This is a genomic window from Kluyvera genomosp. 2, from assembly GCF_036759865.1.
Taxonomy (GTDB): Bacteria; Pseudomonadota; Gammaproteobacteria; order Enterobacterales; family Enterobacteriaceae; genus Kluyvera; species Kluyvera ascorbata_B.
The window spans coordinates 1-15,064 of sequence record NZ_JAPKIA010000022.1 but is presented as its reverse complement, the minus strand read 5'-3'; the positions used below and the strand labels follow the sequence as shown (position 1 = coordinate 15,064).

Annotated in this window: 11 protein-coding genes; 7 read left to right on the top strand and 4 right to left on the bottom strand. The window is 57.2% G+C overall.

Annotated features, from left to right (window positions below; all coding sequences use genetic code 11):
• Positions 1–15: 15 nt before the first annotated feature.
• The 4 genes from V6942_RS20580 (at position 16) to feoC (ending at position 5,626) form a co-directional block, all read left to right on the top strand.
• Positions 16–2,346, top strand: coding sequence for a Tex family protein (locus V6942_RS20580; protein ID WP_333501758.1), 2,331 nt, complete (start codon positions 16–18; stop codon positions 2,344–2,346).
• 459 nt (positions 2,347–2,805) lie between these two features.
• Entirely contained in the window at positions 2,806–3,030 is a 225-nt protein-coding gene (gene feoA, locus V6942_RS20575) for a ferrous iron transporter A (protein WP_106925193.1), read from the top strand.
• Between the two features lie 31 nt (positions 3,031–3,061).
• Complete coding sequence (gene feoB / locus V6942_RS20570; protein ID WP_182966856.1) at positions 3,062–5,380, top strand: Fe(2+) transporter permease subunit FeoB; 2,319 nt, start codon at positions 3,062–3,064, stop codon at positions 5,378–5,380.
• A gap of 9 nt (positions 5,381–5,389) precedes the next feature.
• Positions 5,390–5,626, top strand: coding sequence for a [Fe-S]-dependent transcriptional repressor FeoC (gene feoC / locus V6942_RS20565; protein WP_106925120.1), 237 nt, complete (start codon positions 5,390–5,392; stop codon positions 5,624–5,626).
• Positions 5,627–5,675: 49 nt separating this feature from the next.
• On the opposite strand, the gene V6942_RS20560 is transcribed toward feoC, so the two are convergent.
• Positions 5,676–5,945, bottom strand: coding sequence for a YdgH/BhsA/McbA-like domain containing protein (locus V6942_RS20560; RefSeq protein ID WP_106925119.1), 270 nt, complete (start codon positions 5,943–5,945; stop codon positions 5,676–5,678).
• Positions 5,946–6,058: 113 nt separating this feature from the next.
• A complete protein-coding gene (bioH, locus tag V6942_RS20555; protein ID WP_182966854.1) occupies positions 6,059–6,835 on the bottom strand; it encodes a pimeloyl-ACP methyl ester esterase BioH in 777 nt (258 codons plus the stop codon).
• Between the two features lie 38 nt (positions 6,836–6,873).
• On the opposite strand from bioH, the gene gntX reads away from it, so the two are divergent.
• The 3 genes from gntX (at position 6,874) to gntT (ending at position 9,964) form a co-directional block, all read left to right on the top strand.
• On the top strand, positions 6,874–7,548 hold the full coding sequence (gene gntX, locus V6942_RS20550) for a DNA utilization protein GntX (protein WP_333501757.1): 675 nt from the start codon (positions 6,874–6,876) through the stop codon (positions 7,546–7,548).
• A gap of 58 nt (positions 7,549–7,606) precedes the next feature.
• Positions 7,607–8,182 carry a Fe-S biogenesis protein NfuA gene (nfuA, locus tag V6942_RS20545; RefSeq protein WP_106925116.1) on the top strand — a complete coding sequence of 192 codons (576 nt, stop codon included), beginning with the start codon at positions 7,607–7,609 and terminating at the stop codon, positions 8,180–8,182.
• 465 nt (positions 8,183–8,647) lie between these two features.
• On the top strand, positions 8,648–9,964 hold the full coding sequence (gntT, locus tag V6942_RS20540; protein WP_106925114.1) for a gluconate transporter: 1,317 nt from the start codon (positions 8,648–8,650) through the stop codon (positions 9,962–9,964).
• A 136-nt stretch (positions 9,965–10,100) separates the two neighbouring features.
• On the opposite strand, the gene malQ is transcribed toward gntT, so the two are convergent.
• The gene (malQ, locus tag V6942_RS20535) at positions 10,101–12,182 is read right to left on the bottom strand and encodes a 4-alpha-glucanotransferase (RefSeq protein ID WP_333501756.1); all 2,082 of its coding nucleotides are present in this window, start codon (positions 12,180–12,182) and stop codon (positions 10,101–10,103) included.
• 10 nt (positions 12,183–12,192) lie between these two features.
• A complete protein-coding gene (gene malP, locus V6942_RS20530; protein WP_333501755.1) occupies positions 12,193–14,583 on the bottom strand; it encodes a maltodextrin phosphorylase in 2,391 nt (796 codons plus the stop codon).
• Positions 14,584–15,064 lie beyond the last annotated feature (481 nt).

Below are 15,064 nucleotides of genomic sequence, written 5' to 3'. Positions count from 1 at the left end.
CAGTGAAACCAAGCCATGATGAATGATTCGCTCTGCCGCATTATTGCGGGTGAACTTCAGGCCAGAGCCGAACAGGTGGTTGCCGCCGTTCGCCTGCTTGATGAAGGGAACACCGTGCCGTTTATTGCACGTTATCGTAAGGAAGTCACCGGCGGTCTGGATGATACGCAGCTGCGTAATCTGGAAACCCGACTGGGGTATTTGCGCGAGCTGGAAGACCGCCGTCAGGCCATTCTGAAATCCATCGGCGAACAGGGCAAACTCACCGAGTCGCTGGAAAAAGCGATCAACGGCACGCTCAACAAGACCGAGCTGGAAGACCTCTACTTACCGTACAAACAAAAGCGCCGCACCCGTGGGCAGATTGCCATTGAAGCGGGCCTTGAGCCGCTGGCGGACCTGCTGTGGAGCGAGCCGTCCCACGACCCGGAAACCGAAGCAGCCAAATTTATCGATGCCGATAAGGGCGTTGCGGACACCAAAGCGGCCCTTGATGGCGCACGCTATATCCTGATGGAGCGCTTCGCCGAAGACGCAGGCCTGCTGGCCAAAGTGCGTGACTACCTATGGAAGAACGCCCATCTGGTTGCCAAAGTCGTCAGCGGCAAGGAAGAGGAAGGCGCGAAATTTCGCGATTATTTCGACCATCACGAACCCATTTCCACCACCCCTTCTCACCGTGCACTGGCCATGTTCCGCGGGCGTAACGAAGGCGTGCTGCAGCTTTCGCTCAACGCAGACCCACAGTTTGATGAGCCGCCGAAAGAGAGCTACTGCGAACAAATTATTATCGATCACCTCGGTCTGCGCCTGAACAACGCTCCGGCGGACAGCTGGCGCAAGGGCGTGGTGAGCTGGACCTGGCGCATCAAAGTGCTGATGCACCTCGAAACCGAGCTGATGAGCACTGTGCGCGAGCGCGCCGAAGACGAAGCCATTAACGTTTTCGCCCGTAACCTGCACGATCTGCTGATGGCCGCTCCGGCGGGGCTGCGCGCCACCATGGGCCTCGATCCCGGGCTGCGTACCGGCGTGAAGGTAGCGGTGGTTGACGGCACCGGCAAACTGGTCGCCACCGACACCATCTACCCGCACACCGGCCAGGCGGCGAAAGCGGCCGTTGCCGTTGCGGCGCTGTGTGAAAAACACAACGTTGAACTGGTAGCTATCGGCAACGGTACTGCCTCACGAGAAACCGAGCGCTTCTTCCTTGATGTGCAGAAACAGTTCCCGCAAGTCACCGCTCAGAAAGTGATCGTCAGCGAAGCGGGCGCGTCCGTCTACTCCGCCTCCGAGCTGGCGGCGCAGGAGTTCCCGGATCTCGACGTTTCCCTGCGCGGCGCGGTCTCTATCGCCCGTCGTTTACAGGACCCGCTGGCCGAGCTGGTGAAAATCGACCCGAAATCGATCGGCGTCGGCCAGTACCAGCACGACGTCAGCCAAACGCAGCTGGCGCGTAAGCTGGATGCGGTGGTAGAAGACTGTGTGAACGCCGTCGGCGTTGACCTGAACACCGCGTCCGTGCCGCTGCTGACCCGCGTAGCGGGCCTGACGCGCATGATGGCGCAGAACATCGTCGCCTGTCGTGACGAAAACGGTCAGTTCCAGAACCGCCAGCAGCTGCTGAAGGTAAGCCGTCTGGGGCCAAAAGCGTTCGAACAGTGCGCGGGCTTCCTGCGCATCAACCACGGTGATAACCCGCTGGACGCCTCTACCGTTCACCCGGAAGCGTATCCGGTGGTTGAGCGTATTCTGGCGGCAACCCAGCAGGCGCTGAAGGATCTGATGGGCAACAGCAGCGAGCTGCGCGGCCTGAAGGCCTCAGAGTTTACCGACGAGCGTTTCGGCGTACCGACCGTCACCGACATCATCAAAGAGCTGGAAAAACCGGGCCGCGACCCGCGTCCGGAGTTCAAGACCGCGAAGTTCGCCGATGGTGTCGAAACCATGAACGACCTGCTGCCGGGTATGATCCTCGAAGGCGCCGTGACCAACGTCACCAACTTTGGTGCGTTTGTTGATATCGGTGTACACCAGGACGGCCTGGTGCATATCTCTTCGCTGGCGGATAAGTTTGTCGAAGATCCGCACACCGTTGTGAAAGCGGGCGACATCGTGAAGGTGAAGGTGCTGGAAGTCGATCTGCAGCGTAAGCGTATCGCCCTGACCATGCGTCTGGACGAGCAGCCGGGTGAAACCAACGCCCGTCGCGGCGGTAACGAACGCCCTCAGGGTAACGCGCGCCCGGCGGCAAAAGCCGCGAAGCCGCGCGGTCGTGACGCTCAGCCAGCCGGTAACAGCGCCATGATGGACGCCTTAGCCGCAGCCATGGGTAAAAAACGCTAACCGATAAACGCCTTATCCGTTTGTAGGCCGGATAAGGCGTGTACGCCGCCATCTGGCAACGTGCTCGCATTGTGCCTGATGGCGCTACGCTTATCAGGCCTACCTTTCCTTCCTCGATATATGACGAGCCTTAGCCATTATTACTTTCATATCGGTTTTTAATAATAAGCCTCATCATGTTTTATTTTCTTAACCAATGAAACCTTAATTAAACATTAAGAACAGAAAATAATATTTAATACATTTGTCGCTACAATGCATTGCTTGAGTCATATCAAAAAAAGTGCAAATAATGCGCGAAATTATCGCCAATCGCATATTATGTATTGATGATAAAAACCATTCTCATTATCATCATTTACAGTACTTTTAGACCTTAATTCGTTGACGATGCCCTTGCAGCTAGCAGACCGCATGCGGCACCCCCTCGTCCAGCTAGCGATACTACAAGTAGGTTCTATGCAATTTACACCGGATACTGCGTGGAAGATTGTTGGTTTTTCCCGCGAAATTAGCCCCGCTTATCGTCAGAAACTGCTCTCCCTGGGCATGTTGCCAGGCTCATCATTTAATGTGGTTCGCGTTGCGCCGTTAGGTGACCCCATTCACATTGAAACGCGCCGCGTTAGCCTGGTACTGCGTAAAAAAGATCTCGCGTTAATAGAATTAGAGTCCGTCGCATAATAACTTCAGCCCGGCACTAAGAGTCTGAAAAATGAAAAAATTAACCATCGGTTTAATTGGTAATCCTAATTCCGGCAAGACAACATTATTCAATCAGTTAACCGGCGCACGTCAGCGCGTGGGCAACTGGGCAGGGGTCACGGTAGAACGTAAAGAAGGGGCCTTCGCCACCACCGATCATCAGGTCACGCTGGTTGACCTGCCGGGCACCTACTCGCTAACCACCATCTCTTCGCAAACCTCACTGGATGAACAGATTGCCTGCCACTATATTCTCAGCGGCGATGCCGATCTGCTGATTAACGTGGTCGACGCCTCCAACCTGGAGCGTAATCTGTACCTGACCTTACAGCTGCTCGAATTGGGTATTCCGTGCGTGGTTGCGCTGAACATGCTCGATATCGCTGAGAAACAGCAGATTCGTATCGACGTTGATGCCCTTTCCGCCCGCCTCGGCTGCCCGGTGGTTCCGCTGGTATCTACCCGCGCCCGCGGCATTGAAGCGTTGAAAATGGCCATCGACCGTCACCAGGGCAATCAGCCGCTGGAGCTGGTGCATTACCCGCAGCCGCTGCTGCGTGAGGCCAGCAATCTGGCGAAAGAAATGGCGCAGGATATTCCTGAACGCCAGCGCAACTGGCTGGGCATGCAGATGCTGGAGGGCGATATCTATAGCCGCGCCTACGCCGGTGACGCCGCGCATAAGCTGGACGTTTCGCTGGCCCACCTGAGCGAAGAGCTCGATGACCCGGCGTTGCACATCGCCGATGCGCGTTACCAGAGCATTGCCGCTATCTGCGATGCCGTCAGCAACACGCTGACCGCTGAGCCAAGCCGCTTCACCGCCGCGATGGATAGAATCGTCCTCAACCGCGTGCTGGGTCTGCCGATTTTCCTGTTTGTGATGTACCTGATGTTCTTGCTGGCGATTAACATCGGCGGCGCGTTGCAGCCCATCTTTGACGGCGGTTCCGTTGCTATCTTTATCCACGGTATTCAGTGGGTTGGGTACCAGTTGCACTTCCCGGACTGGCTGACCGTTTTCCTGGCTCAAGGGATTGGTGGCGGTATCAACACCGTGCTGCCGCTCGTGCCGCAAATCGGCATGATGTACCTGTTCCTCTCCTTCCTTGAAGATTCCGGCTACATGGCCCGTGCCGCATTCGTCATGGACCGCCTGATGCAGGCGCTGGGCCTGCCGGGTAAATCGTTCGTGCCGCTGATCGTCGGCTTCGGCTGTAACGTACCATCGGTTATGGGCGCGCGGACCCTCGATGCCCCGCGTGAACGCCTGATGACCATCATGATGGCGCCGTTTATGTCCTGCGGCGCGCGTCTGGCTATCTTCGCCGTCTTCGCCGCCGCCTTCTTTGGCCAGGGCGGCGCGCTGGTGGTCTTCTCCCTGTACGTGCTCGGTATTGTTATCGCCATTCTGACCGGCCTGATGCTCAAATACACCATCATGCGCGGCGAAGCGTCTCCGTTCGTGATGGAACTGCCGGTGTACCACGTACCGCACATTAAGAGCCTGATTATCCAGACCTGGCAGCGCCTGAAAGGCTTCGTACTGCGTGCAGGTAAAGTTATCGTTATCGTCAGTATCTTCCTGAGCGCGCTGAACAGCTTCTCCTTCAGCGGTAAAATCGTCGACAACATCAACGATTCCGCACTGGCCTCCGTCAGCCGCGCGATCACCCCGGTGTTTAAACCGATTGGCGTGCATGATGATAACTGGCAGGCCACCGTGGGTCTGTTTACCGGTGCAATGGCGAAAGAAGTGGTGGTCGGTACGCTGAACACCCTCTACACCGCCGAAAACATTCAGAACGAAGAATTTAACCCACAGGAGTTCAGTCTGGGTGAAGAGCTGCTCGCCGCAGCAGATGAAACCTGGCAAGGACTGAAAGACACCTTTAGTCTGAGCGTACTGGCTAACCCAATCGAAGCCAGTAAAGGCGACGGCGTGATGGAAACCGGCGCGATGGGCGTGATGAGCAGTAAATTCGGCAGCGCGGCAGCAGCCTACAGCTACCTGATTTTCGTTCTGCTCTATGTTCCGTGCATCTCGGTGATGGGGGCGATTGCCCGTGAGTCGAGCCGCGGCTGGATGACCTTCTCCATTCTGTGGGGTCTGAACATCGCCTACTCACTGTCTACGCTGTACTACCAGGCGGTGAGCTTCAGCCAGCACCCACGCTACAGCCTGGTGTGCATCCTGGCGGTGATTCTGTTCAACGTGGTGGTGATTGGTCTGCTGCGCCGTGCCCGTAGCCGGGTGGACGTTTCCCTGCTGGCAACGCGTAAAACGCCGACCTCATGCTGCTCAAGCCCGACCGGCGATTGCCACTAAGGAGCGATGATGGCGTCATTGATTGAAGTACGCGATATGCTGGCGCTGCAAGGACGCATGGAGGCCACACAGCTCAGCGCCCAACTGCACACGCCGCAAGCGCTGATCGACGCCATGCTAAGCCGATTAGAAGCCATGGGTAAAGTGGTGAAAATCAACGAAGAGCCCGACGGTTGTCTGACCGGCAGCTGCAAAAGCTGCCCGGAAGGGAAAGCCTGCTTACGAGAGTGGTGGGCGCTTCGTTAGCACAGAACTCCGGCGCGACGCGTCGCGCCGGAGCGAAATGACCCCGAACTTATTTATACACGTCCGCATTCGCGTGAACGGTTTTCTCGTTTTTCTCTCCCGCAATCACCACGAAGTATTTCCCGCCCATTTCATCCGCTTTCTTCGACAGATCGCGTTTTGCGTCCATCGGCGAGGTGGTACGCGAGGTGGTGATATTGCCAACTTTGGTCAAATTCATCTTCGCGACATCATCCTTTTGAATCTCTTTTGCTGCAAACGCGCCAAAAGACAGGGAACCAATCACCAGAGATGCAACAATACCTGTAACAAGTTTCATCGTTCTACTCTCCTTAAGGTTGTTATTTGCGCTGCGCTCGTCGAGTGAAACTTTCACCTGCGCAACAGCTTAAGTATTGCTACGAAAATCTTTTTTACCACGTGGCGACATAATTAATTCTGCAATTGCGTTTTCAGCGCGAGCAGCGGCGCGCAGAACGCCTGCGGGTGCGAGATAAACGGCGCATGGGCTGCCTTATCAAACACCTGCGATTGGCTCTGCGGCCACAGGGCGTCCAGCTGCGGGATGATCCTGCGCGGCACCAGGCCGTCGAGCCGGCCGTACAGGCGCAGGAACGGCACGGTCAGCGCGGCCAGCGGCTCGCGCAGATCGGCGGTTTTGAGGATCTCAAGGCCGCCGTTGAGCACCTCTGATGACGGCATCGGCAGCGACAGCACCGTTTGCTTGAGCGCCCGCGCATCCTGACGTGCGCTTTCGGTGCCCAACGTTTGCAGCGCCAGGAAACGTTCCACGGTCCGCTGGAAATCTTCGCTCAACTGCTGCTGGAAGCCGCTCAGGACCTCCGGCTTGATGCCCGGCCAGTCGCCATGAGCGCTAAAGCACGGGGACGAGGCCACGGTGACCAGCGCCTGCACGCGCTGCGGATGGCGCAATGCCACCTGGCTTGCGACCAGCCCGCCCAGACTCCAGCCCAGCCAGATAGCGCGTTCTGGTGCGCTTTCCAGCACCTTTTCAGCCATATCCTCCAGGCTCAGCGCGCCGAATCCGCCGCTGCGTCCGTAGCCCGGTAGATCGACCCGGTGTAGCGTAAAGTGCGCGTTTAATTCCGGCGCAATGCAATCCCAGACCTGCGCATTCAGCCCCCATCCGTGCAGCAGCACAAGATGACAATTTCCTTCGCCCGTGGTTTGCCACCAGATGTCGTTCATCAGCTATCGTTCTCATTTCTTCGCCTTAAGGAGGGATTATGCTAACAGTCCACAGCGCGTGCTGGCTATGCCAAATGCCGCTGGCGCGGCCGGCATGGGGCATCTGCTCACACTGCACCCGGGCGCTGTTTGCCCGTCAGGGGCGTTGCCCGCAGTGTGGTTTACCCTCGGCAACGGCGCATACGCCGTGCGGCCGTTGTGTACAAAAACCGCCGCCGTGGCAGCGTCTGGTGGCAATTAGCGATTACCACCCGCCGCTGAGCACGCTGATTCATCGTTTTAAATTCAGCGGCACGGCCGAGCTGGCGCCGGCCCTCGCGCGGCTACTGCTGCTTGCCGTACGCCAGCGCAGCGATTTGCCCGCCCCACAGCAGCTCATCAGCGTGCCGCTGTGGCAGCGCCGCCACTGGCGGCGAGGTTATAATCAAAGTGAACTACTGTGCCGCCCGCTGGCGCGCTGGCTGAGCCTCCGCTATCAGTCGCGAGCGATGACGCGCGTTCGCCCCACTGCCACGCAGCATCAGCTCAGCGCCAGGCTGCGTAAACACAACCTGAAGCACGCCTTCCAGCTTGAATTACCGGTGCAGGGTCGCCATATGGTTATTGTGGATGATGTCGTCACCACGGGCAGTACCGTTGCCGAGATTTCCCGCCTGCTTTTGCAAAACGGCGCGGCGAGCGTTCAGGTATGGTGTCTGTGCCGCACCTTGTAGACCCCCAGCGATGGGCGTATTATAACCAACTAAAGTAGTCAACTATTAGGTCAAAGCTATGATCCGTATTTCCGATACTGCGCAAGCGCACTTTGCCAAACTTCTGCAAAATCAGGAAGAAGGGACACAAATCCGCGTATTTGTGATTAACCCTGGTACGCCTAACGCAGAATGCGGCGTTTCTTACTGCCCGCCGGATGCGGTGGAAGCAAGTGATACAGCCCTGAAATTTGAACAGCTCACCGCCTATGTCGACGAGCTGAGCGCTCCGTATCTGGAAGATGCGGAAATTGATTTCGTTACCGATCAGTTGGGCTCCCAGCTGACGCTGAAAGCGCCAAACGCCAAAATGCGTAAAGTGTCCGACGACGCCCCGCTGATGGAGCGCGTGGAATACATGCTGCAGTCGCAGGTTAACCCGCAGCTGGCAGGCCATGGCGGCCGCGTGTCGCTGATGGAAATCACCGACGACGGTTACGCCATTCTGCAGTTTGGCGGCGGCTGTAACGGCTGCTCGATGATCGATGTCACGCTGAAAGACGGCATTGAGAAACAGCTGCTGGCCGAGTTCCCTGACCTGAAAGGCGTGCGCGATCTCACCGAGCACCAGCGCGGCGAGCACTCCTACTACTAAGCTATCGGCCAGACGCCGTCATGTGCCGGAGCGATATCACGTCGGCTCCGGATGGCGGTCAACGCGGCCTGGGTGAGGCGTTTTCGTCACTCCCGGGCTTTTTTTGCTAACGATAATCATTCTCCATTTCGGCATTTCTACCTGATTTTTAACGCCTTCCTCGATGTTACCGCGCAACATTCCGCGCAAATGTCACCTCGCAACGCTGCAAAAATCCCGTGAATAGTTTGACTAAGGTCGCATATTTCACATTTCCAGGCCTGAGGATATTCTCAACCCCACTATGTTACCCGTATCATCCATTCCAGCATCATCACGTTAAATAATAGCCAGCTATTCTTACAGTCAGGCCCACAACATAACGATGATGTGAAGAAACGAGTACCTATTCCCTCTGTAGGGACAATTGGACGTTGTCGCAACAACAGTGAAGTTACCCATAACAAATTAAAGGCTGGATAAGTTATGCCATTAATCATCGTAGCTATCGGGGTTATCCTCTTATTACTGCTGATGATCCGTTTCAAAATGAACGGGTTCATCGCTCTGGTGCTGGTCGCGCTCGCGGTCGGTTTAATGCAGGGTATGCCGCTGGACAAAGTGATCGTCTCCATTAAAAATGGCGTCGGCGGCACCCTTGGCAGCCTGGCGCTGATTATGGGCTTCGGCGCTATGCTCGGCAAAATGCTCGCCGACTGCGGCGGCGCACAGCGTATTGCCACCACCCTTATTGATAAATTTGGTCGCAAGCACATCCAGTGGGCGGTCGTACTGACCGGCTTCACCGTGGGCTTCGCGCTGTTCTATGAAGTGGGCTTCGTGCTGCTGCTGCCGCTGGTGTTCACCATCGCCGCTAACGCGCGTATTCCGCTGCTGTACGTCGGTGTCCCGATGGCTGCCGCACTGTCCGTGACTCACGGCTTCCTGCCGCCGCACCCGGGTCCGACCGCTATCGCCACCATCTTCCATGCCGATATGGGTAAAACCCTGCTGTACGGTACCCTGCTGGCTATCCCAACGGTGATTCTGGCTGGCCCGGTTTACGCCCGCTGCCTGAAAAGCATCGACAAGCCGATTCCGGAAGGTCTGCACAACCCAAAAACCTTTACCGAAGAAGAGATGCCGTCCTTTGGCGTCAGCGTCTGGACATCCCTGGTTCCGGTTATTCTGATGGCCATGCGCGCCATTGCTGAAATGGTGCTGCCAAAAGGCCACGCCCTGTTGCCTGCCGCTGAGTTCTTCGGCGACCCGGTGATGGCGACGCTGATCGCGGTGTTGATTGCTATCTTCACCTTTGGCCTGAACCGTGGCCGCTCGATGGACAGCATCAACGATACGCTGATCTCCTCGATTAAAATCATTGCCATGATGCTGCTGATCATCGGCGGCGGCGGCGCCTTCAAGCAGGTGCTGGTCGACAGTGGCGTTGATAAATACATCGCCTCCATCATGAACGAATCCAACGTTTCACCGCTGTTTATGGCGTGGTCTATCGCCGCCGTACTGCGTATCGCACTGGGTTCTGCCACCGTTGCCGCAATTACCGCAGGCGGCATCGCGGCTCCGCTGATTGCCACCACCGGCGTAAGCCCGGAGCTGATGGTTATCGCGGTCGGTTCCGGTTCCGTTATCTTCTCGCACGTGAACGATCCGGGCTTCTGGCTGTTCAAAGAGTACTTTAACCTGACCATCGGCGAGACCATCAAGTCCTGGTCAATGCTGGAAACCATTATTTCGGTATGCGGTCTGGTAGGCTGTCTGCTGCTGGGGATGGTGGTGTAATACCACAAACTCTGGATACAACAATGCCGGGCTTGCCCGGCATTTTTATTGGTAGGCTTGATCAGCGTAGCGCCATCAGGCAACGACAGCACGCAGCATTGCCAGATGGCGGCCTTGCCTTATCCGGCCTACGTTACTACTTCTTGCTTGCCGCTTTCCGGCGCTTATCCAAATCTTTAATCAGCTTATTCACACCCTCATCGGCAAACATCGCTTCCAGTGAGGTTGAGAGCTTGCGACGCCAGTTCGGATACTCGGTGCTGGTGCCGGGAATGTTGACCGGCGCGGACATCTGCAGCCAGTCTTCCGGCTGCAGGCCCAACAGCGCGCTGTTGCTGTCGGCAATATAACGCTGCATGCCGCGGCTCAGGGTTGACGTCATCGACATCAGCGATGCCTTATGCCCTGTGCGCTTAGGCAGCGCACCGTATTTATGCAGCGCATCCAGCAGCCCCTGCTTCGCCCGCTCACGGTCCTGATACAACCCGCGCAGCACATCGGCATCCGGATAGAGACCCAGTTCATTACCGAGCGTCAGATCGCCGCTTTCCCAGTAGCCGCGCAGCGTTGGCAGGTCGTGGGTCGTGGCTACAGCCATTGACTGTTCCGGATAGGCTTTCGGCGCACGGAAGGTTTTCTCGCTGTCGTTCTCAAAATAGAGCACTTTGTACGAGTAGACGCCGCTCTTACGCAGTTTGCCAACAATTTCAACCGGCACCGTCCCCAGATCTTCACCAATCACCATACAGCGGTGACGCTTACTTTCCAGTGCCAGAATCGACAGCAACGCATCCACCGGATACTGCACATAAGCCCCGTGATCGGCGGTTTCACCGTACGGGATCCACCACAGGCGCAGCACGGACATCACGTGGTCGATACGCAGCGCGCCGCAGTTCTTCATGTTGGCACGCAGCAGCTCAATAAACGGTTCGTAGGCGCGCGCAGCAATGATATGCGGATCCATCGGCGGCAGGCCCCAGTTCTGCCCCAGCGGGCCAAGGATGTCCGGCGGCGCGCCGACGGAGGCCTTCAGGCAGTATAGCTCGCGATCGCACCAGGTTTCCGCGCCGCCTTCGGCCACGCCCACCGCCAGATCGCGGTAGAGGCCAATGGGCATCGCGTCGCGCTGGCTGGTCTCCCAGCACTCGGCAAACTGGGTGTAGGCCAGCCACTGCAGCCAGAGGTAAAAATCGACCTCATCGGCGTGCTTTTTACAGAACGCGTGGACCTCCGGGCTTTCGATATTCTGATACGCCTTCGGCCAGGCCGGCCAGCCCCAGCGCAGCTTATCTTCCTTCACCTGCTGAGCGTGCAGCGCGTCAAACGCCGCCTGCCAGTACAGGCTTTCGCCCTCTTTGTCGACAAAGTAGTGGAAGGCGGTCATCTGCTCATCGCTACGCAGTGCAAAACGTTTCCACGCCATGCGCAGCGCGGTCATTTTCAGTTCGGTTACGGCGGTGTAATCCACCTGTTCAACGTCACGGGCGGCTTTCAGCTTCTGCTGAGTGGCGGGCAGCTTCCACCACGCCTGCGCCTCTTCGCTCAGGCGGAAATCCTCGACCGCATTCACGTCAATGTAGATAACGTTCATCCAGCGGCGCGATGACGGGCTGTACGGGCTGGCGCTTTCCGGGTTTGCCGGGTACAGCGCGTGAATCGGGTTGAGGCCGATAAACGCCCCGCCGCGCTTCGCCACTTCCGGCAGCATCGCCTTCAGGTCGCCGAAGTCGCCGATGCCCCAGTTCTTTTCCGAACGCAGGGTGTACAGCTGCACGCAGGCGCCCCACAGCTTTTTCGCTTCTTTCAGCGGCTGTGGTTCATAGCAGCGCTCGGGCGCAATAATCACCCGGCAGTGCCAGCGCTGGTCATCCTGGGTCAGCGTTAAGGAGTGATACCCCTCCGGCAGGCGCGTCGGCAGGCTAAGATTCTTGCCGCCCTCCGCCTTACCGTGGTGCTGATTGCCCTCTTCGGTGGTGAGGATCCAGTTGAATTCGCCGCTGCCGGAAACCGGCAGCGCCATTTTCTTACCGTGCGTCCAGACCATCACGTTCGGTATCGGCGTCGCCGCGACCGCATCGGTCGCGGGACGGTGCATCGCGTCAAGCAAGCGCCGCTTCGTGTCCGCGCCGATAGACTGCGGCTTGCCGTGCGCATTGATATAGTCAGGGCTAATACCCGCCGCCAGCGCGGCATTATCGAGGCGTTTGCTTTCCATAGGCCAGTCCTTAGCGTTTTGCCTGCCAGATACGTTTTTGGTAATCGCGAATCGAGCGATCGGAGCTAAACATGCCGCAGCGCGCGGTGTTCAGGATGGCGGCGCGGGTCCAGGCTTCCTGGTCGCGGTAGAGCACGTCAACCTGCTTCTGCGCTTCAACATAGGCGGCGAAGTCGGCCATCAACAGATACGGGTCACCGCCTTCCTTGCCGATGCTGTGCAGCATCTGGTCAAACGTATGCTTGTCGCCATCGCTGTACTTGCCGCTCTCCAGCTCTTTGAGCACTGCATCCAGCAGTTTGTCGGCTTTACGCCATTTCAGCGGATCGTAGCCTTTGGCCTTGAGCGCTTTCACTTGCTCGACGGTATGACCGAAGATGAAGATGTTCTCGTCGCCCACTTTCTCGGCGATTTCCACGTTTGCGCCGTCCAGGGTACCGACGGTCAGCGCGCCGTTGAGCGCCAGCTTCATGTTGCCGGTGCCGGAGGCTTCTTTACCGGCAGTAGAGATCTGCTCGGACACGTCCGCCGCCGGGATCAGCATCTCGGCCGCCGATACGCAGTAATCCGGCAGGAATACCACTTTGAGCTTGTCGCCCACTTTCGGATCGTTGTTTACGGCCTCAGCGACCTTGTTAATCGCCAGGATAATGTTCTTCGCCAGATAGTAGCCCGGCGCCGCCTTCGCCCCGAACAGGAACACGCGCGGTACGAGGTCGGTCTGCGGGTTTTCGCGAATCTCTTTGTACAGCGCGAGGATGTGCAGCAGGTTCAGGTGCTGGCGTTTGTACTCGTGCAGACGTTTGATTTGAATATCAAAAATGGCGTTGCTGGAAATCTCAATGCCGGTACGCGCCTTAATAAACTTCACAAGACGCTCTTTGTTTGCCAGCTTGATGTCGCGATACTGCTGACGGAATTTCGCGTCGTCGGCGTATTTTTCGAGGTTGATCAGCTGATCGAGATCGTTCGCCCACTCTTTCTTCAGCGTTTTATCCAGCAGCGCGGCGAGCTGCGGGTTGCACTGTTTAATCCAGCGACGCGGCGTAATGCCGTTGGTCACGTTGTGGAAGCGGTTCGGCCACAGCTGATGGTATTCCGGGAACAGGTCCTTCACAACCAGGTCAGAGTGCAGCGCCGCGACGCCGTTAACCGCAAAGCCGCTCACGACGCACATGTTGGCCATACGCACCTGTTTATTGTGCACCACGGCAAGCTTCGCCCAGACGGCTTCATCGCCCGGCCAGGTTTTATCTACCAGCTTCTTAAAGCGGTCGTTGATCTCTTTGATAATCTGCATATGACGCGGCAGCAGCGCCTTCACCAGCTTCTCATCCCAGCACTCCAGCGCTTCCGGCATCAGGGTGTGGTTGGTGTAGGCGAACGTTTTGCTGGTAATCGCCCAGGCGTCATCCCAGCTCATCTGGTGCTCGTCAATCAGCACGCGCAGCAGTTCAGGAATAGCAATCGTCGGGTGGGTATCGTTAAGCTGAATCACTTCAAAATCTGCCAGCTCGTGCAGCTTGCGGCCCGCCAGATGATGGCGACGCAGAATGTCGGCTACCGAGCAGGCGCACTGGAAGTACTGCTGCATCAGACGCAGTTTTTTACCCGCGGTGTGGTTGTCGTTCGGGTACAGCACCTTCGTCAGTTTTTCCGCATCAATGCCCTGCTGCTCAGCGCGCAGGAAATCGCCGTCGTTGAATTTAGTCAGGTTAAACGGGTGCGCGTGTTTGGCCTGCCACAAACGCAGCGGCTGCGCTACGCCATTTCGGTAGCCCAGTACCGGCAGATCCCACGCTTCACCGGTGAGGGTGAACGCTGGCTGCCATTCGCCTTTGACAACTTTACCGCCAATCCCGACCTGCACGTCGAGCGCCGCGTTGTGGCGGAACCACGGATAGCTGCCGCGCTGCCAGTCGTCCGGCGCTTCCATCTGGTGGCCGTCATCGAAGGACTGGCGGAACAGACCGTACTGGTAGTTCAGACCATAACCGGTGGCCGATTGGCCTACGGTCGCCATTGAGTCAAGGAAGCAGGCAGCCAGACGTCCCAGGCCGCCGTTGCCGAGCGCCGGGTCCGTTTCTTCTTCCAGCAGGTCGGTCAGGTTGATGTTGTAGGCTTTCAGCGCCTCGCTCACGCCTTCATACCAGCCCAGGTTAAGCAGGTTGTTGCCGGTCAGGCGCCCAATCAGAAACTCCATCGAAATGTAGTTCACGTGGCGCTGATCCTTCGCGGGCTTCGCTGCCGGTTGCGCCGACAGCTGTTCTGCCAGCGCGCCGCTCACAGCCTGCCACCATTGATGAGACGTCATTTCGGAAGCGGCCTGCAGGCCAAAACGCTGCCACTGACGCGTCAGGGCAGCCTGGAATGAATCGTGATTGAAAGTAGGCTGTGACATAGCGAAATCGAATCCTTTTTACATAAACATTAGCGGTAGTGTGCCTGGCTGAATGCATGACTTCCTCCTCCTGTCCTGGATTAGGCGGGGAGGAGTCGCAGGGATGAGCGAAAAGTGTGATCGCCGCCACTATAACGTTAGCCGCTGACGGCGAATTCGCGCATTTTTCAACCAGCATGAGACGGTCCTCTTGCTGTCCACAGTCTCGAGGATGATGGCCGCCGATTCTCCGCGCCAGGTCAAAAAATGAAATCATGTTCCGCGATAAATATGTAAATAGGGAAACAATTACCCTTCGAAAATAAGCAACAAATTAATACGTATTGTTTCTATGGAAAATGACCATGCAAGAAATTTCTTAAATGCGATTAATGACGTAAAACTGCGTAAATTTATTTCGTTCGTAAGCAGATGACCCTGCGAAACCTAGGGAAGGTGCGAATAAGCAGGTCATTTCTTCCCAAGCTGACTCGCTGATTAA